The sequence below is a fragment of the Burkholderia sp. JKS000303 genome (genome assembly GCF_002563755.1).
In the GTDB taxonomy this organism is placed as follows: domain Bacteria; phylum Pseudomonadota; class Gammaproteobacteria; order Burkholderiales; family Burkholderiaceae; genus Burkholderia; species Burkholderia anthina_B.
Window position 1 is genome coordinate 4116338 of the sequence record NZ_PDBZ01000001.1, and the last position, 17939, is coordinate 4134276.

15 protein-coding genes are annotated in these 17939 nt (G+C 69.6%); 9 read left to right on the forward strand and 6 right to left on the reverse strand.

What is annotated here, in order from left to right; all coding sequences use genetic code 11:
* Positions 1-89: 89 nt before the first annotated feature.
* The 4 genes from BX604_RS19390 to BX604_RS19405 all read right to left on the reverse strand — a co-directional run bounded on the left by BX604_RS19390 (position 90) and on the right by BX604_RS19405 (position 5457).
* Positions 90-1307, reverse strand: a complete 1218-nt coding sequence (locus BX604_RS19390; RefSeq protein WP_098552224.1) for a porin — start codon at positions 1305-1307, stop codon at positions 90-92.
* 474 nt (positions 1308-1781) lie between these two features.
* Positions 1782-2846: a phytoene/squalene synthase family protein gene (locus BX604_RS19395; RefSeq protein WP_098552225.1), complete on the reverse strand. Its 1065-nt coding sequence runs from the start codon at positions 2844-2846 to the stop codon at positions 1782-1784.
* Positions 2847-3139: 293 nt separating this feature from the next.
* Positions 3140-4765: a rhodanese-related sulfurtransferase gene (locus tag BX604_RS19400; RefSeq protein ID WP_098552226.1), complete on the reverse strand. Its 1626-nt coding sequence runs from the start codon at positions 4763-4765 to the stop codon at positions 3140-3142.
* Between the two features lie 125 nt (positions 4766-4890).
* Positions 4891-5457: a cysteine dioxygenase gene (locus tag BX604_RS19405; protein ID WP_098552227.1), complete on the reverse strand. Its 567-nt coding sequence runs from the start codon at positions 5455-5457 to the stop codon at positions 4891-4893.
* 74 nt (positions 5458-5531) lie between these two features.
* Between BX604_RS19405 and BX604_RS19410 the strand changes: the two genes are divergently transcribed.
* Complete coding sequence (locus BX604_RS19410; protein ID WP_098552228.1) at positions 5532-6455, forward strand: LysR family transcriptional regulator; 924 nt, start codon at positions 5532-5534, stop codon at positions 6453-6455.
* A 61-nt stretch (positions 6456-6516) separates the two neighbouring features.
* Here the strand turns inward: BX604_RS19410 and BX604_RS19415 are convergent, their stop codons facing one another.
* A complete protein-coding gene (locus BX604_RS19415) occupies positions 6517-7830 on the reverse strand; it encodes an acyl-CoA dehydrogenase family protein (protein WP_098552229.1) in 1314 nt (437 codons plus the stop codon).
* 393 nt (positions 7831-8223) lie between these two features.
* Here BX604_RS19415 and BX604_RS19420 point away from each other — a divergent pair, with 393 nt between their 5' ends.
* The 8 genes from BX604_RS19420 (at position 8224) to BX604_RS19455 (ending at position 16348) form a co-directional block, all read left to right on the forward strand.
* Positions 8224-9309, forward strand: a complete 1086-nt coding sequence (locus tag BX604_RS19420; RefSeq protein WP_098552230.1) for an LLM class flavin-dependent oxidoreductase — start codon at positions 8224-8226, stop codon at positions 9307-9309.
* 20 nt (positions 9310-9329) lie between these two features.
* Positions 9330-10175, forward strand: coding sequence for a class II aldolase/adducin family protein (locus BX604_RS19425; protein ID WP_098552231.1), 846 nt, complete (start codon positions 9330-9332; stop codon positions 10173-10175).
* Positions 10176-10217: 42 nt separating this feature from the next.
* Positions 10218-11252 carry an ABC transporter substrate-binding protein gene (locus BX604_RS19430; RefSeq protein ID WP_098552232.1) on the forward strand — a complete coding sequence of 345 codons (1035 nt, stop codon included), beginning with the start codon at positions 10218-10220 and terminating at the stop codon, positions 11250-11252.
* A gap of 4 nt (positions 11253-11256) precedes the next feature.
* Positions 11257-12348: an ABC transporter permease gene (locus BX604_RS19435; RefSeq protein WP_098552233.1), complete on the forward strand. Its 1092-nt coding sequence runs from the start codon at positions 11257-11259 to the stop codon at positions 12346-12348.
* A complete protein-coding gene (locus BX604_RS19440; RefSeq protein WP_098552234.1) occupies positions 12342-13157 on the forward strand; it encodes an ABC transporter ATP-binding protein in 816 nt (271 codons plus the stop codon). The genes BX604_RS19435 and BX604_RS19440 overlap by 7 nt, the downstream gene beginning before the upstream one ends.
* Before the next feature lie 53 nt (positions 13158-13210).
* The gene (locus tag BX604_RS19445; RefSeq protein ID WP_098552235.1) at positions 13211-14392 is read left to right on the forward strand and encodes a c-type cytochrome; all 1182 of its coding nucleotides are present in this window, start codon (positions 13211-13213) and stop codon (positions 14390-14392) included.
* A gap of 44 nt (positions 14393-14436) precedes the next feature.
* Positions 14437-15390 carry an ABC transporter substrate-binding protein gene (locus BX604_RS19450; protein ID WP_098552236.1) on the forward strand — a complete coding sequence of 318 codons (954 nt, stop codon included), beginning with the start codon at positions 14437-14439 and terminating at the stop codon, positions 15388-15390.
* 91 nt (positions 15391-15481) lie between these two features.
* Positions 15482-16348: an MOSC domain-containing protein gene (locus tag BX604_RS19455; RefSeq protein ID WP_098552237.1), complete on the forward strand. Its 867-nt coding sequence runs from the start codon at positions 15482-15484 to the stop codon at positions 16346-16348.
* Between the two features lie 150 nt (positions 16349-16498).
* Here the strand turns inward: BX604_RS19455 and BX604_RS19460 are convergent, their stop codons facing one another.
* Entirely contained in the window at positions 16499-17914 is a 1416-nt protein-coding gene (locus tag BX604_RS19460; protein WP_098552963.1) for a sensor histidine kinase, read from the reverse strand.
* Between the last annotated feature and the right edge of the window lie 25 nt (positions 17915-17939).

The window sequence follows — 17939 nt, forward strand, 5'->3', positions numbered from 1 at the left end:
GGCCCGTGCGTACGCACGAAAAAAAACCGGCCCGAAGGCCGGTTCTTTCATACCGCGTGCCGTGAGCGGCGCTCGCGCGCCGCGCGACATCAGAAGCGGTGGATCATGCCGACGCCGACAGCGATCTGGTTCTGCTTCGAACCTGCGCCCACGCCGTCGCCGATCGACGTCGTTGCCGCAACGACGCCGAGCGTCGGGTTCCACGTGTTGCCGCTCGAGTGCTGGTAAGCCTCAAGCGCGTACAGACCCGTACGCTTGGACAGGCTGTAGTACTGCGACAGCGTGACCTGGTGGTACTTGGCTGCGCTCGTGATGCCGTTCGACTGCGTGGCCGCCGTGTACGAGTAGCCTGCCGCGAAGTCCCACTGAGCCGCCGCCTTCCAGTGCAGCACGGCGCCTGCCGTGTTGAAGATCGCGGTGTTGCGGAACGACGAGCCGACGCCCGGCGTGTACTTGACGTTCGAGTACGACGCCGAAATGTCCCATGCCGGCGTGAACTGGTAGCCCGCCGTCACCGCGATACGCTGCTGCGATTGCGCCGTGGCATAACCGTTGTTGATCGACGAAACGGCCGGCTGGTTGCCGTCGCCCGAGGCCGTCAGGCCGTTCTGCACCGTCGAGTTCGCACCCCACGCGCCGCCGCCGAGCGTCGAGTTGTTGACCTTCTGGTAGCCGACCGCGATGCCTGCCGGGCCGTTCAGGTACTGGACCGCCGCGCTCCACGTCGAGCCGCGGTTCGTGCTGCCTGCAACGCCGCCGAACGAGTACGAACCGCCGACCGTGAAGCCGTAGAACTTCGGCGACATGTAGACGAGCGAGTTGTTCGCGCGGTAGCTGGTATCCAGCGAGTCGATATCGCCCGGGTGCGCGCCGTAGTAGCCGGTCAGCCAGGTCGTCGGGCTGTACGGCGACAGCAGCGTGTAGTACGCGGTGTACTGGCGGCCTGCCGTCAGCGTACCGTACGTCTGGTTGGTCATACCGACCCATGCCTGACGCGTGAAGATGCCGCCCGAGAATTGCGACGTGCCGTTAGCCGTGCTGAAGCCGGCTTCCAACTGGAAGATCGCCTTCGTGCCGCCGCCGAGGTCTTCGCTGCCCTTCAGGCCGAAACGGCTGCCTGCCCACACGCCGGTGGACATTTGCACCTTCGAGTGACCGCCGGAAGTCGCGCCGGTTGCCGACGAGTTGTTCTGGTAAGCGATACCGTTGTCGACGATACCGTACAGGGTCACGCTGCTCTGGGCGTGGGCTGCGGTAGCGGCTGCGAGACCTACTGCCGTCATGGCGAAAGCGACGCGCTTTTTCATTGATTCTCCGTCCTCAAAGAATGATTTCTTATCTGGTGTGGTTTTTTATGACACATGTGCGAGTACATGCCGGCGCAATTCTGACGGATTACCAATTGTTTCCCAATACGCACAGTCGGTCATCGTATGATCGACGCAACGCACGGGTTCACCAAGCGGTTACATAACACCTTGAAACGCTTATGCGGCGGGCCTCTCCGGCATTTGACAGTGAAAACCCTAGCTTTACATTTTTACTGGTGCAACGCGACCGTCCGATGTCGTCAGACGCCTTCCGGCAAAAACATCTTACAAATGCGCGACCGCGCCTGACACCGCGATTCACGCCGGCGGGCAGGATCGCTGACGTTCATGACACCCACATTTCGGGACGCGAAATCATGAAAACGTTTCAGTCGGGGGCGGGAGAACGGGCGGGAGCGGCCCGGCGAATGCGGGCCGAAGGAGGATGCCGGCGCCGTGCGCCGGCGGCATTCAACGTGAGGCGGATGGCGCGATCCGTGCGTTGACCGCATCGACCAACGCGTTCATCCGCGCGCGGATCGCCGTATTCGAACCGACGAGCGCGAGCGACGACGCCATGATCCGGTAGATCCGCTTTCTCGGCACCTTCGCCGGGCTGGCCGGATCGAGCCACGCATCGTGCGCGGCCAGCAGTTCGAGCGTTTCGAGGCCGATCATGATCGGCCACAGGCAGGCCAGCCGCAGCCGCACGAAGCGGCGCGGAATCGCGAGCGTATACAGGCACGCGTCGCGATACTGCGCGAGCGTCACGCGCAGCAGGTCGAACAACACGCCGCGCGCGCGCGCCGACGCGGCGGGCGACATCAGGTCGGCGACGCTCAGCCCGTGCACGGCCAGCACGTCGTCCGGCAGGTAGCAACGGCCGATGGGCAGGTCCTTCGCGCAATCGCGCAGGATGTTGGTCATCTGCAGTGCCTTGCCGAAACGGATGCCCTTCTCGCGCATGTCCGGCAAGTCCCAGCCGCGCGCGGCCTTCGTATGCGCGCCGGTCATGTCGGTCCAGAATTCGCCGACGCAGCCGGCGACCAGATACGTATAGCGGTCGAGCAGGTCGCGGGTAGGCAGCGACGCGACCTGTCCCGACTGCTCGTCGGGAAACGTGCGCAGGTCGAACTCCATCCCCGACGTCAGCGTCGCGACGACCTTGCGGATCGATGCGCTGTCCGCGGCCGGCTGCGCGCGCAGCAATCCGAGCATCGGCTGCATCGACCCGAGCAGCACGTGCTCGTGCGAATCCGTCTGCATCCGCGTCACGTCCTCGAGCGAGCGCGACAGCGCCACGCCGTCGCCGAGCCGCTCGACCTCGTCGCGCAACTCGGTGAGCAGCGCCGCGCGACGATCGGGCGCGACGAGCGCCGTGTCGGCGATCGTGTCGGCCGCGCGCGCCAGCAGATAAGCGAGGCCAACCGGGTCGCGCATGCCGTCCGGCAGCACGCGCAGTGTCAGGTAGAAGGAGCGGGAAACGTTCTTCAGCAGGTCGCCGAGCAGGTAGGCGGGATCGGTATGAGTCGTCATGGATCGGTAAAAATCGGCCGGCGCGGGCCCCGGACGCCCGTGGGCGCCGGGCGCCCGCGCCGGCCCGCGAGTCGCCGCATCGTCGTGCACGGGCGGGTGTCGGCCCGGCACGGCGATGCAAAAGTCCCGCAAGTTTAGTGCATCCGGCCTGCCGCCTGCCCCGAGACGGCCGGAATGCGCCGGATTCGCCTGCCGTCGTCCGTCCATGCGATGCATCACCCGCAATGAGCCGCCGAGCATGCGGCGACCGGGCGCGGCGAGCGTCGTGCCGCGCGCCGGTTGCCGCGCCGTGCTCAGATCACGCCGAAGTGATGCGTGCCGTCCCGCTTCAGTTGATCGACCAGCCCGTATTCCCAGTCGAGATACGCCTGCATCGCGGCCGTCGCGTTGTCGGTGCCTTCGTACGGGCGCCGGTAGCGATCGACGCGCGGCGACGCCAGACGCGTCTCGCCGTGTTCGAGCGGCAGCCCCGCGTCGATCCACGCGGCCGTGCCGCCCGTCAGCACCGCGATTTCGGCGGAAGCCGGCAGCAGCGCGCGCGCATCGTCCGCCGCGAACCGCGCGAGCAGGCTCGAGCCGCACGTGAACACGTAGCGCTTCGCCGGCGGGATCGCGGCGAGCGCGTCGCGCAACTGCGCGCGCACGACGAACCACGCGCCGGGGAGATGGCGCTTCACGTAGTTCGCGCTGGTCGTCACGTCGACGATCGCGATCTCGCCTTCGGCGCCCTCCTTCAGCCAGCCCGCGAGCGTCGCGGGCGACACCTCGGCGGCCAGCGGCGTCGCCGGCACGTCGCGCGGCGGCTGGCCGCGCTCGGTGAACGCGGCCGTACCGGCCGGCTCGACGACGCGCACGTCCCAGCCCATCTGCGCGAGCCACGATGCGCTCATGTCCGCGCGCACGCCATCGTCGTCGGCAAGCACGATCCGCGCGCCGCGCACGGCCGCGTGGTGATCGGTTTCCTGCACGAGCTGGCCGCCCGGCGTGCCGAGAAAGCCCGGCAGATGGCCGGCCTCGTATTCCTCCGGCGTACGCACGTCGAAGCGGTACAGCGTGCGGCCCGGCTCGTCGAGCGCGGCGACGTCCGCGAGCGCGATGCGCGGCACGCCGGCGCGTTCGGCCACCGCGCGCGCGGCGCGGCGGGCTTCGTCGCGTTGCGCAGGGTCGAGGTCGTCCGGAAAGCGTCGCGCGGCGCCGCGCTCGAGCGTCTGGCCGGCCAGCGTCCAGCCGATCGTGCCGTTGCGCAGCGCGGCGATCGGGTTCGGCAATCCCGCGTTGATCAACGACTGCGTGCCGATGATGCTGCGCGTGCGGCCCGCGCAGTTCACCACGACCTGCGTCTGCGGGTTCGGCGCGAGCGCGCGCACGCGCAGCACCAGTTCCGCGCCCGGCACGCTCGTCGACGTCGGGATGTTCATCGTCTGGTATTCGTCGAAGCGGCGCGCGTCGACGATCACGACGTCGGCCTTCGCGTCGATCAGCGCCTGCACTTCCTGCGCCGACAGCGACGGCGTGTGGCGCTCGGCCTCGACCCATTCGCCGAACGACTTGCTCGGCACGTTCACGTCGATGAACAGCTCGCCGCCCGCGGCGAGCCAGCCCGCGAGGCCGCCTTCGAGCACGCGCACGTCGGTATAGCCGAGCTGCGCGAGCTTCGCGGCCGCGCGCGGCGCGAGATCCTCGCCGTCGGCTTCGCCGTAGACGACGATCGGCGTATCGCGGCGCGGAATGCGCGTCCACGCGTCGAGCTCGAGTTTCGACAGCGGAAAGTTCGCGGCCCACAGCGGGTGGCCCTGCGCGTACGGGTCTTCCTCGCGCACGTCGATCAGCGCGATCTCGTCGCGGGCCAGCAGGCGCGCGCGTACGTCCTGGTACGACGCGGCGGGAAAACGGGAAGTGGAATCAGCGGATTGCGTCACGATGTCTCTGTTGAATTCTGTTGAAGTCGGTGAAGAAAGCGAACGAAAACGAATGAAAGCGGATGAATCTTGCGGCTGCCGGCACGCGCGTGGAACGAGCTGCGTCACGTGCATCCGGCAGCGCGTCAGGCGTTCGAATAGCCGGACACGAACGGTTTCACGGTGCCGTCGTCGAGGAACACCGCGCGCTCGACCTTGCCGATGTCCGCACCATACACATGGATGCTGATCGACACCTGGTCGGCGAACGCGTTGGTCACGCGATGCACGTCGCCGATGCGCGGCGACACGGCCTCGACCTCGCCGGGCTGGAGCCGCACCGCATCGCCCGCCGGCACCGGCTTGCCGGTCGCGTCGAACCGGTACGGCTGCGAAAACTCGCCGCCGCGCAGCATCCCGATCAGCCCCCACACCGTGTGGTTGTGGATCGGCGTCGTCTGGCCGGGCCCCCACACGAAGCTGACGACGGAGAACCGCTCGTCGGGGTCGAGATACAGCAGGTACTGGCGGTAGCGCGCGGGATCGGGTTGCGCGAATGCGTCGGGCAGCCAGTCGTCGTGCGCGACGAGCGCGCCGAGCAGCGCACTACCCTCGTCGAGGATGCGCGCCTCGTTCGCGCCGGACGCGAGCAACGCGCCCAGCCCGTCGACGAACGGACGCAGCGGCGTCTGGTGCAACGAAAGCGTACTCATCGGCTGCCTCCTCGAATATGATGCCGAATATGATGGATCGTCATGATGCACCTGAAATACCATGCAGAACAAACATGAAAATTAGCGATATCGATGCTTTTGCAGCGGTCGTGCGCTGTCAGACCCTGAGCCAGGCCGCGGCCGAGCTCGGGATGACGCAGCCCGCGATCACGCGACGCGTGCAGAATCTCGAGGAAGCGCTCGGCGTGACGCTGCTCGACCGCAACACGAAGCCGCCGCGCCCCACCGACATCGGGCGGCAGGTGTTCGAGCAGTGTCGCGCGATCCTGCGCGAAGTCGACGCGTTGCGCGAACTGACGGCCGGCCAGCGGCCGCCCGCCGGCGAATTCCGGGTCGGTCTCACGCAGGGGCTCGGCGAACTGATGCTGCCCGGCCTGATCGCGCGGCTCGCCGAACCATGGCCCGCGCTCGCGACGCAGGTCACGACCGCGTGGGGCGGCATGCTCGTCGAGCGCGTCGCGCGTCGCGAACTCGACGCCGCGCTGGTATTCCTCGCTCGCGAGATGGTGCTGCCGCCGCAGGTCGAAGGCGTTCGGCTGCTGGCCACGCGGCTCGTCGCGGTCGGCCGCAAGGGCGACTGGCCGCGCCGCAGCTACCGGCTCGCGGATTGCCACGCGCGCGGCTGGGTGCTCAATCCCGACGGCTGCGGCTTCCGGGCCGGCCTGCGCCGCGCGCTCGACGCGCAAGGGCTGCCGATGCCGGTCACGCTCGACACCTATGGCCGCGACCTGCAACTGCAGAGCGTCGCGAACGGATTCGGCATCGGGCTGATGCCGCTGCCGCTCGTCGACGGCAGCCCGCTGCGCGATGCGCTCGACATCGTGCCGCTCGCCGATTTCAAACCGCAGATCGACCTGTGGCTGCTGCACCGTCAGGATGCCGCGCGCTTCACGGCGCCGCTCGCGGCCGTGGCCGCGCATGCGCGCACGGCGTTCGCCCTGCCCGCGCAGACGGCCGAGCACGACGAAGCCGCCTGAGCCCGACCGGCGCCGCCTGCGCGGCGTCGTCCCGGTCCCGCCGGCTGCAACCCCGCTCCGCTCACGCATCGTTTCGTCCGGCCGCCGGCGCGTTGCGTGACGACTCGTCGGCCACCCCGGCACGTCGCGCCGCCGCATCGAGCGCGGCGCGGCCGGCTGCGACCGCGATCGCATCATCCTGTGGCGTATGCACGCGGCTGCACAGCACGTCGCGATAGTGGCGTTCGAGCGGATTGCGCCGGCTCAGCCCGTGATTGCCCGACAGCTTCAGCGCGTGCTCGACGACGCGGATCGCATGCTCCGTCACGGTTCGCTTGACGAGCCCGCTCGTCGTCACCGACGGCGCGTCGCCCGCATCGGTGCGCGCGATGTGGTCGTCGAGCAGCACGCGGTTCGCATGCAGCCAGCCTTCGATCTCGCCGACGGCCTCCTGCACGCGCGGCAGCGTCGCGAGCGACGCACCGAGCCCGCTCGGCGCGCGGGTCGTCGCGAAGTCGAGCAGCCAGTCGCGCGATGCACGCGCCACCGCGTCGTAAAGACTGCCGAGCAGCGCGACCATCCACGCCTGCTGGTCGGTCTGCGCGTCGACATCCGCGTGACTCGCGGCCGACACGGCCCAGGCATCCGGCGCGCGCACGTCCACCGCATGATCGGCGGGCAGCGGCACGTCGTCGAACACCACCTCGTGACTGCCCGATGCGCGCAGGCCGAGGTGATCCCAGCTTTCGATCACACGGATCCGCGCATCGTCCGCGCCACGCTCGCGCGGCACCAGGAACACGCCAACGCGCGGCTCGGGTTCGTCGGTGCGCGCCCACACGGCCAGCCAGCGCAGCGCCGGAATGCCGGTGCTGTACAGCTTGTGGCCGGACAAGCGCCAGCCGTCGCCGTCGCGACGCGCGATCGTTTCCGGCAGACCGCCTCGCGATGGCGAGCCGAGCGCCGGCTCGACGCGCAATGCGTTGATCAGCGCGCCTTCGTCGACCGCGCTATTGAACACCGCCGCACGCAGGCGCGCGGGCCAGCGGTTGTCCGCCCGGCCGAGCGCGCGATGCTGCAGATACGTCATCGTCAGCACCAGAGCGGTGGCGGGGTCGGCGCGCGCGACGGCCGCCACGATCCGGCTCGCCTGCGCGAGCGTCGCGCCCGCGCCGCCATGCTCGCGCGGCACGACCTGGGCGATCAGCCCGGCCCGATGCAGCCGGGCGAAGTTCTCGTGCGGGAAGCGCCGTTCGGTGTCGTTGCGGGCCGCGTCCGCGGCGAGTTCGGGTGCAAGACGCTCGAGCAGCGCGGCAACGCGCGCATCGTCGGCAGGCAGGTGGCGCAGCGACGACTGCTGCGGAAGCGGCGAGGAGGCAGCAAGGCTGGCGGACATCGGTACGGATTCCCTCGGTAACGGCGTCATTGACTGGGTGACGCAACGGCGGAGATCGACAGGCAGGTGGCGCGGCGGCGCTCGGCCGAAGGTCCTTCGACCCGGCGTCGCCGAGGCCCGGCGTTCGAAGCGGACGGCGCACGTCGAACGGCATCCCGATCCGGCGCATACCCGCGCCGAAGCCTTCCGCGACACGCAGCCGCCACCCGCCCGATTCGATCGCGAGCCCACAGCGTATGCGCAACGCTCAACCGCCCAAACCATGCAAATCTGATATTCAAATCGGGATTGATTATTTCCGTTCCGCATGATCGCGGCGGTAATCTGCGCTCCATTCCCGCCCCGGACGGCCGCCGCTGGCCGCGCCGGGCCGTCCCAGCACCGGAGACCCAGATGAGCGTCGAATTCATCGGCATGATCCAGAGCCAGAAGCAGTCGGAAATCCATCCGCCGTCCGGCCCCGTCGTCGATCCCGACTATGTCCGCGCGTTCGCCCGCGCCCACGAAGCAGCCGGTTTCGACCGGATCCTCGTCCCGCATCACTCGACCGGCCCGTCGGCGACGCTGACGATCGCGTTCGCGGCCGCTGCGACCGAGCGCATCCATTTCATGCTCGCGCATCGTCCGGGCTTCACCGCGCCGACGCTCGCCGCGCGGCAGATCGCGACGCTCGACCAGTTCAGCCGCGGCCGGCTCGCCGTGCACTTCATCTCGGGCGGCTCGGACAGCGAACAGCAGCGCGACGGCGATTTCCTCGACCACGACGCGCGTTATGCGCGCACCGACGAATATCTCGGCATCCTGCGGCGCATCTGGACCGACACGCAGCCGTTCGATCACGACGGCGCGCACTATCGCTTCACGCAGGGCTTTTCGGAAGTGAAGCCGTTCCAGCAACCGCATGTGCCGATCTACTTCGGCGGTGCGTCGGAAGCGGCGCTCGAAGTGGCCGGCAAGCACGCGGACGTCTATGCGCTGTGGGGCGAATCGCTCGACCAGGTGCGCGACCTGACGACGCGCGTGCGAGCCGAAGCCGCGAAGCACGGCCGGCAAGTGCGCTTCTCCGTGTCGTTCCGCCCGATTCTCGCGGCGACCGAAGACGAAGCGTGGGCGCGCGCGCACCGGATCCTCGACGAAACGCGCCGGCTGCGCGAAGCGGCCGGCCTCGGCACGGGCGGCCCGCAGCAGAGCGAAGGCGCACGCCGCCTGCTCGCCGCGGCCGATCGCGGCTCGCGCGTCGACAAGCGGCTGTGGACCGAGATCGCGAAGCTCACCGGCGCGCGCTCGAATTCGACCGCGCTGGTCGGCACGCCCGAACAGGTCGCCGATGCGCTGCTCGACTACTACGACCTCGGCGTGACGACGTTCCTGATCCGCGGTTTCGACCCGCTCGACGATGCGATCGACTTCGGCCGCGAGCTGATTCCGCGCGTGCGCAGCGCGGTCGCGGCACGCGACGCCGCGCGTCGCGCAGCCTGACGCCTACGGAGACGCCCGCCATGTCCGCCGTCCTGTCCTCTTCCTCGCCCGTACGCACCGCGTCGGGCCTCGTGCTTGCCGACACGCCGCGCCAGTATTTCTGGTTCGAACCGTCCGCGCCACGCGTCGACGTCGCCGCCGAGCGCCGCCATCGGCAGGAGCGGCTCGCGGCCGCATTCCGCCTGTTTGCGCGCTTCGGCTTCGCATCGGGGCTCGCCGGCCACATCACCGCGCGCGATCCGGAATTGCCCGATCACTTCTGGGTGAATCCGCTCGGCGTGCATTTCTCGCAAATCAAGGTGTCGGACCTGCTGCTCGTCAATGCGCGCGGCGAAACCGCGATCGGCAACCGGCCGCTGAACAAGGCCGCGTTCGCGATCCATGCGGCGATCCACGACGCGCATCCGCACATCGTCGCAGCCGCGCATACGCATTCGACCTACGGCAAGGCGTGGTCGACGCTCGGCCGCACGCTCGATCCGCTGACGCAGGACGCATGCGTGTTCTACGAGGACCACGCGCTGTTCGACGACTTCACGGGGATGGTGGTCGATACGCGCGAAGGTGCGCGAATCGCCGACGCACTCGCGAAACCCGACGGCACGACGCACAAGGGCGCGATCCTGAAAAACCACGGGATCCTGACGGCCGGCCCGACGGTGGAAGCCGCCGCGTGGTGGTACATCGCGCTCGACAACGTCGCGCATACGCAGTTGCTCGCCGAAGCCGCCGGCACGCCGCAACCGATCGACCATGCGACCGCGCAGCACACGCACGGCCAGATCGGCGGCCCCGACGGCGCGCTGCATGCGTTCGACAGCCTGTTCGCGCGCGTCGTCGCCGACGAACCCGACCTGCTCGACTGAACACCCTCGCACAAGACCGGAACCGCAACCGGAGACCACACCATGACCGATACCACCGCATCCGCGCCGCCCGGCGCGCACGACGACAAACGCCGCCGGCTGCTGCGCGCGGCTGGCGCGGCCGCGCTCGCCGCGCCGGCCATCACGCTCGGCCGCAAGGCCTGGTCGGCGCCGCCGCTGAAGAAGCTCTCGTTCGCGTGGAACCAGACCGCGTTCTGCCTGACGCCGATCGTCGTCGCGCAGGAGCACGGCATCTTCGAGAAGAACGGGCTGAAGGTCGAGCTGATCAACTACAGCGGGTCGACCGACCAGTTGCTCGAATCGATCGCGACCGGCAAGGCCGACGCGGCGGTCGGGATGATCCACCGCTGGCTCAAGCCGCTCGAAGCGGGCTTCGACGTGAAGATCATCGGCAGCTCGCACGGCGGCTGCGTGCGGCTGCTCGGTTCGAAAACGGCCGGCGTCACGACGCTGCAGGCGCTGAAGGGCAAGACCGTCGGCGTCAGCGATCTCGCCGCGCCCGGCAAGCACTTCTTCTCGATCCTGCTCGCGAAGAACGGCATCGATCCCGAACGCGACATCACGTGGCGGCAGTATCCGGCCGACCTGCTCGGCGTCGCGGTCGACAAGGGCGAGATCCAGGCGATCGCCGACGGCGACCCGAACCTCTATCTGCTCGAGAAGCGCAGCAACGGCGCGTATACGGAACTCGCGACGAACCTGTCCGGCGAATACGCACACAAGGTGTGCTGCGTGATCGGCGCGCGCGGCGACCTCGTGCGCAACGACCGGCCGGCCGCTGCCGCGCTCGCGCGCTCGATCGTGCAGGCCACCGAATACACGCACGACAACCCGAACGAAGCGGCGAAGACGTTCGCGAAATATTCGCCGAAGATCAGCCCGGAAGACCTGCGCAAGCTGTACGCGACGCTGACCTATACGCACCACCCGACCAACGTCGACCTGCAGCAGGAAATCGCGTTCTATGCGGACGATTTCCGCCGCATCAACGTGCTGAAGAAGAGTACGGACCCACAGCGCTTCGCGCAGCAGGTCTATGCGAACGTGTTGGGGTGACGCGATGTCGACGATCGAACACGCGTCCCCTGCACGCCCCGCACCGGCACCGGCCGGTGCCGATGCCGCTGCGCCGTCCCGTGCCGCGTGCACGGCCTGCGACGCGACGCTCGCGGCCGACGCCCGCCGGGCCCGCACCTGGCCGACCGGCATCGTCGCGGCGCTCGCATGGGCCGCGCTCGGCGCGCTCACGCAGCTGTGGCCGAACCGTGTCGTCGGCTTCACCGACTGGGCGTACACCGACACGTTCGGCACCGCCGCGTGGGTGATCGCCGCGCTGCTGCTCGTCGCAGCGACACTCGGCCATCGCGTGCCGGCCACGCGCGCACGGCTCGCCCGTGTTCAGCCCGCCGGCCCGTGGCTCGTCGCGCTGCCGCTCGCGCTCGCCGCGTGGGAAATCGTCACCGCGAAAACCGGCTGGCTGCCGACGCCGTTCTTCGCGCCGCCGCAGGCGCTGATCGAGGTGTACGTCGACGACTGGCCGCGCCTCGCCGGCAGCGCCGGCAACACGCTGAAGCTGCTCGCGCTCGGCTTTGCGTACGGCGTCGCGGTCGGGTTCGCGGTCGGCGTGTCGATCGGCTGGTCGCGCCGCATCGGCTACTGGGTGCATCCGGTGCTGCGCGTGCTCGGCCCCGTGCCGGCCACTGCGCTGCTGCCTCTCACGTTCTACTTTTTCCCAACCAGCTATTCGGCCGCCGCATTCCTGATCGCGCTGGCGACCGGCTTCCCGGTCGCGGTGCTGACGTGGTCGGGCGTCGCGAGCGTGAACCGGCAGTACTACGACGTCGCGCGCACGCTCGGGGCGAACGCGCGCTTCCTGGTGCTGCGCGTCGCGATTCCGGCCGCGCTGCCGCACGTGTTCGTCGGCATCTTCATGGGGCTGAGCGCGTCGTTCACGGTGCTGGTCGTCGCCGAGATGATGGGCGTCAAGTCGGGGCTCGGCTGGTATCTGAGCTGGGCTCAGGGCTGGGCATCGTACGTGAACATGTATGCGGCGCTGATCGTGATGGCGCTGCTGTTTTCCGGGCTGATCGCGCTGCTGTTCGCGGTGCGCGACCGTGTGCTCGCGTGGCAGAAAGGAACCGTCAAATGGTAAGCGCCGCCGTTCTCGAATCGTCCGTTTCAGCGTCGCCCGATGCGGCAGCGCCGCGCGGCGCGCGGATCGACATCCGTCACGTCAGCCACACGTTCGACGGCCCCGGCGGCCCGCTGCCGGTGCTCGACGACGTCACGCTGTCGGTCGCGGCCGGCGAATTCGTCGCGCTGCTCGGCCCGAGCGGCTGCGGGAAATCGACGCTGCTGCGGCTCGTCGCGGGCCTCGATGCCGCACGGCAAGGCACGATCGCGCAGGACGGCGCGCCGATCGAGCAGCCCGATCCGTCGCGCATCGTCGTGTTCCAGGATCCGACGCTGTACCCGTGGCGCCGCGTGCGCGCGAACGTCGCGCTCGGCCTCGAAGCGCGCGGCGTGGCGCGCACCGCGCAGCATCGCGTCGACGATGCGCTCGCGCGCGTCGGGCTGCAGGAATTCTCGAACGTGTTTCCGCATCAGTTGTCGGGCGGGATGGCGCAGCGTGTCGCGCTCGCGCGTGCGCTCGTCAACGATCCGCGGCTGCTGATTCTCGACGAGCCGCTCGGCAAGCTGGATTCGCTGACGCGGCTCACGATGCAGGCCGAGCTGACCGCGCTGTGGCAACGCGACGGGTTCTCCGCACTGCTCGTCACGCACGATGTCGAGGAAGCGTTGTTTCTCGCGCAGCGCGTGATCGTGTTCGGGCCGCGTCCCGCGCGGATCGTCGCGGAACTGCGTGTCGACCTGCCCTATCCGCGCCATCGCGGCGACCCGCGCCTTGCCGAACTGCGTCACGAAGCGCTGCGGCATCTCGGACTCGATGCGAGCTGGTAGATGCGCGGTGTCGTTCACTGGCTGGCCGGTGTGCTGCGGCAAAGGCCGCACCGATGAGCGCGCCGCCGTTTGCCGACTGGGCGCTCGTCTTCCTGCAACTGCTGTATCGCGTGCAGACCGCGTTGTCGCAAGCGCTGCATGCGGCCGGCCTGACCGGCGACGCCGACGGGCAAGCCGCGTGGCCGTGGGCGCACCGGATCGCGCTGGAAACGCTGCGCATCGACGCGGGGCTCACGCGGCAGCTCGCGTTCGCCGTTGCGGCGACCGCCCTCGCCGTCGCGCTTGGCGGCATCGCGATCGCCTCGCGCAAGTGGCGGGTGGCGTCGGCCATCGCCGCGCTGGCCGTCGCGTGGTTCGCGCCGTGGCCGCCGTCGTCGCTGTGGCTCGCACCCGCCGTGCCCACGAGCTTCCAGCGCAATCCCGCGCCCTTTTCCGTGGCACACGTGATGCACGGCGCGCATCTGTATGCGCAACGCTGCGCGGCCTGCCACGGCGCGGACGGCCGCGGCGAAGGGCCGCTCGCGGCAACGCTCGCGCACTGGCCGCCGACCTTCGCCGGCACGCTGCTCGCGCGCCGGCTCGACGGCGAACTGTACTGGCGCGTGCGGCATGGCACGCACGACGAACGCGGCGCGCCGTCGATGCCCGGCTTTGCCCCGACGCTCGACCCCGCCGACACCTGGGCCGTGCTCGACTACCTGAAAGCGCTGTCGGCCGGCAGCGGTGCGCAGGCCGAAGGTGCGTGGCCCGTGCCCGTCCCGCTGCCGGTGCTCGACGTGCGCTGCGGCAATGCCGCGCCGCAACCGCTCGACCGCTGGCGCGAAGGCCAGCGCGTGCGCATCGTCGCGCTCGCGCCGGGCGGCACGCCGCCGGCGGAAGACCCGCGCTGGCAGACGTTGCTCGTCACCGACGGCGCGACGCCCGCGCCATTGGCCGGCGGCTCGCGTGCGAGCTGCGTCGCGTCGACGCCCGGCGCATGGCAAGCGTTCGCGACGATCGCGGGCGTGGCGCCCGATACGCTCGGCGGCACGCAGTTGCTCGCCGACCGGCGCGGCTGGCTGCGCGCGCGTGCGTTGCCGGGCAGCGCGGGCTGGTCGGCCAACGACCTGCTGTGCCGCTCGGATGCGACCGCACGGCCGTCGACCGTCGCCACGAACGCCGATCCGCTGACTGCACTGCTGCTGCGCGTGGATGCCGAACCGGTGCGCGACGTGCAGGCCGGCCTTCCGCATTGAATCCCTGAACCGCTTCCGAATCATTTCCCTCACCGAACTTCACGATGAATCCGACCCGACGCCAGTTCCTCGCGCAAGCCAGCGCCCTCGCCACCGTCGCCCTGGCTCCGGCCGCCCTGCACGCGCAATCGGGCGCCCGGCCGCTGCTGCGCGCCGGCGACCAGAAAGGTGGGCTGCGCGCGCTGCTCGAAGCCGCCGGCGAACTGAACGGTCTTGCATACGACATCGCGTGGACCGAATTCCCGGCCGCCGCGCCGCTGGCGGAAGCGCTGAACGCGGCGGCCGTCGACTGCGGGCCGATCGGCGACGCGCCGGTGATCTTCGCGCTCGCATCCGGCGCACGCATCAAGGTGATCGGCGCGAACCGCTCCGACCCGTACGGCACCGCCGTGCTCGTGCGACCGGACGCAACGCTCAAAGGCGCGGCCGACCTCAAAGGCAAGCGCATCGGCACCACGCGCGGCTCGATCGGCCATTTCGTCACGCTGAAGGCGCTCGACGCGGCCGGGCTGCCGCCTGACGCGGTGTCGTTCCGCTTCCTGTCGCCGGCCGACACGATGCTTGCGCTCGCAACCGGATCGATCGACGCGTGGGCGACGTGGGAGCCGTACACCGCACTCGCCGAAACGAGCGGCCGCGCGCGCGTGCTGGTCAACGGCCGCGGGCTGTGGTCGGGCCTCAGCTATGTCGCGGCAACCGACTCGGCGATCGCGTCGAAGCGCGACGTGCTGCGCGATTTCGTGCAACGCGTCGTGCGCGCGCAGGTGTGGTCGTACCGGCACGTCGACGCGTATTCCGCTGCGCTTGCCCGCATCATCGGCATTCCGCCGGCCGCCGCGAAGCTGCAGTTCGAGCGCCGCAACACGCGCTGGCAGGCGATCGACGCGACGGTGATCGCCGAGCAGCAGCGCACGGCCGACTTCTACCTGAAGGCCGGGCTGCTGCGCCAGCCGCTCGACGTGCGCACGACGTTCGACCTCGGTTTTCCGCTGGCGTGAGCGGCCGCGCGGCGGTGCGCAACCGCCCGAACGGCTTTCGCCCGATCTGGCACAATCGCGATTCGACCCACCTCGCCTGTCCGCCAGCGTCATGCCAGCCATCTCCGAACTCTTCGTCTATCCGATCAAATCCTGCGCCGGCATCGCGCTGTCGCGCTCGCAGCTGCTCGAAACGGGCCTCGCCTACGATCGCCACTGGCTGATCACGACCCCGGACGGGATGATGATCACGCAACGCACGCACCCGCGCCTCGCGTTGATCCGCACCGCGCTCGAAAGCGATGCGCTGGTGCTGAACGCGCCGGGCATGCCGGCGATCCGCACGCCGCTCGACGGCGACGCGACACCCGCGACGCCGAAGATGGCCGCGACCGTCTGGCGCGACACCGTCGACGCGATCGACACCGGCGCCGAAACGGCTGCGTGGCTCACCGAATTCCTCGGCACGCCGCTGAAGCTCGCGCGCTTCGGCGCCGACGCACGCCGCGGCTGCAACCGCAAATGGACCGGCGACATCGATACGCATACGCAGTTCGCGGACGGCTATCCGCTGCTCGTGATCGGCCAGTCGTCGCTCGACGACCTGAACGCGAAGCTCGCCGCGAAAGGCGCGCCGGCGATTCCGATGAACCGTTTCCGTCCGAACATCGTCGTGACGGATCTCGATGCGTATGAAGAGGATTTCGTCGAACACCTCGACGCCGACGGCGTGACGCCCGTGCGGCTGCGCCTCGTGAAGCTGTGCACGCGCTGCCCGATGCCGACGATCGACCAGGTAACCGGCGCGCCGAACCCGGACTGGCCGCACGAGCCGACCGACACGATGCAGACCTATCGCGCGAACCCGAACTACGAAGACGCGCTGACGTTCGGCATCAATGCGATCGTCGTCGAAGGCGCGGGTGCGTGGCTCGAAGTCGGGCAGCCCGTCGAAGCGGAAATCGGCTTCGGCGATTGAGCGGCGCTCGAGGCACCGTATAACCGTCGCAATCGGAATGCGGCCGGTCGGGCGTCTCGCTGCCGGCTGACGGATCGAACCGGAACGTGCGCCGATACGTGCAGGTACGGTCCACGGCCGTCACCGGATCGTCGCACGCTTGCCCGCCCCTCACGCGCCGTCCCGCCCGGCATGCTCGTCGGCCTGCGCCACCGGCAGCAGGATCGTCACGATCAACCCGCCGCCCCCCGCATCAGCGAGTGCCACACTGCCCTGGTGCACGCGCGCGATTTCCCGCACGATCGACAACCCGAGCCCCGTGCCTTCGACCGTCTGCGTCTTGCTGCCACGATGGAAGCGCTCGAACACCGCGTCGCGCTCGCCGGCCGGAATACCCGGCCCGTTGTCGATCACGTCGAGCCGCGCCTGCTCGCCGTCACGCGACACGCGCACCGTGATCACCGCGTGGTCGCCCGAGTAGCGGATCGCGTTATCGATCAGGTTGCCGATCATTTCGCCGAGCAGGTCCGGCTGCCCGAGCACGTCGACATCGGCCTCGTGCTCGAACCCCAGGTCGATGTCGCGCGAGCGGGCAACCGGCGACCAGTCGAGCGTCACGCTGCGCGCGAGCCGGTGCAGCGCGAGCCGCTGGTGCGCGACGGCCTGGCCGCTGTCCGAATCCAGCCGCGACAGCGACAGCAGTTGCTGGACGATCTTCGCGGCCTGCCGCACCGCGCCGTTCACGCGCCGCAGATGCACGTTCACGCGCGGCTGCTCGTCGGGCCGCAACGCCAGCTCGACGCCGGCCTGCACGGCCGCGAGCGGCGTTTTCAGCTGATGGGCCGCATCGGCGAAGAAGCGCCTGCGCGCGACCTGCATCCGCTGCGTGCGGCCGATGTACTGGTTGATCGACTCGACGAGCGGCGCGAGCTCGCTCGGCATGCCGCCGGTGTCGAGCGGCGTCGGATCGCCGTCGCTGCGCGCGGCGACCGTCGCCGACAGCCGGTTCAGCGGCCGCAACCCGCGCCCGACGCCGAGCCACACGATCCCGAGCGCGAGCACGACGAGCAGCCCCTCCTGCAGCAGCGAGCCCATCAGGATCTCGCGCGCGAGCGCCTGGCGCGCCTCGATCGTCTCGCCGACCATCACCCAGACGATGCGCGTCTGCGCGGTCGGCACGTCGTGCACCGGCACGCGCAGCGCGGCCATGCGCAACTGCTCGCCGCGATAGACGACGTCGTAGTAGCGCGTCGCGAACAGCGCGCCGCCGCCCTGCGGCAGCGGCAGGTCCGGATAGCCGGTGATCGTATGGCCGTTGTCCTCGCGGATCAGGTAGTAGATCTTGCCGCCGTCGCCCGACTCGAACATCTCGAGCGCGAGATACGGCAGGTCGACCTCGATCTCGCCCTCGTTGAGCCGCACGCCTTCGCGGATCGACTTCAGCGACGACGACAGCGTGCGGTCGAACGCGACGTGCGCGGCGCTCATCGCGCGCTGGTACGTGAGCCACGAGTCGAGCGCGAGCAGCCCGAGCAGCGGCAGCAGCAGCCACAGCGCGACCTGCGTGCGCAGGTTCGGACGGCGCATCATGCGCGCCGCCGGGCCGTATCGA

Bases quoted from the DNA above. Each gene is read 5' to 3' on its own strand.
- BX604_RS19390 (WP_098552224.1), bottom strand. From the start codon at position 1,307: ATGAAAAAGCGCGTCGCTTTCGCCATGACGGCAGTAGGTCTCGCAGCC.
- BX604_RS19395 (WP_098552225.1), bottom strand. From the start codon at position 2,846: ATGACGACTCATACCGATCCCGCCTACCTGCTCGGCGACCTGCTGAAG.
- BX604_RS19405 (WP_098552227.1), bottom strand. From the start codon at position 5,457: ATGAGTACGCTTTCGTTGCACCAGACGCCGCTGCGTCCGTTCGTCGAC.
- BX604_RS19410 (WP_098552228.1), top strand. From the start codon at position 5,532: ATGAAAATTAGCGATATCGATGCTTTTGCAGCGGTCGTGCGCTGTCAG.
- BX604_RS19415 (WP_098552229.1), bottom strand. From the start codon at position 7,830: ATGTCCGCCAGCCTTGCTGCCTCCTCGCCGCTTCCGCAGCAGTCGTCG.
- BX604_RS19420 (WP_098552230.1), top strand. From the start codon at position 8,224: ATGAGCGTCGAATTCATCGGCATGATCCAGAGCCAGAAGCAGTCGGAA.
- BX604_RS19425 (WP_098552231.1), top strand. From the start codon at position 9,330: ATGTCCGCCGTCCTGTCCTCTTCCTCGCCCGTACGCACCGCGTCGGGC.
- BX604_RS19430 (WP_098552232.1), top strand. From the start codon at position 10,218: ATGACCGATACCACCGCATCCGCGCCGCCCGGCGCGCACGACGACAAA.
- BX604_RS19435 (WP_098552233.1), top strand. From the start codon at position 11,257: ATGTCGACGATCGAACACGCGTCCCCTGCACGCCCCGCACCGGCACCG.
- BX604_RS19440 (WP_098552234.1), top strand. From the start codon at position 12,342: ATGGTAAGCGCCGCCGTTCTCGAATCGTCCGTTTCAGCGTCGCCCGAT.
- BX604_RS19445 (WP_098552235.1), top strand. From the start codon at position 13,211: ATGAGCGCGCCGCCGTTTGCCGACTGGGCGCTCGTCTTCCTGCAACTG.
- BX604_RS19450 (WP_098552236.1), top strand. From the start codon at position 14,437: ATGAATCCGACCCGACGCCAGTTCCTCGCGCAAGCCAGCGCCCTCGCC.
- BX604_RS19455 (WP_098552237.1), top strand. From the start codon at position 15,482: ATGCCAGCCATCTCCGAACTCTTCGTCTATCCGATCAAATCCTGCGCC.
- BX604_RS19460 (WP_098552963.1), bottom strand. From the start codon at position 17,914: ATGCGCCGTCCGAACCTGCGCACGCAGGTCGCGCTGTGGCTGCTGCTG.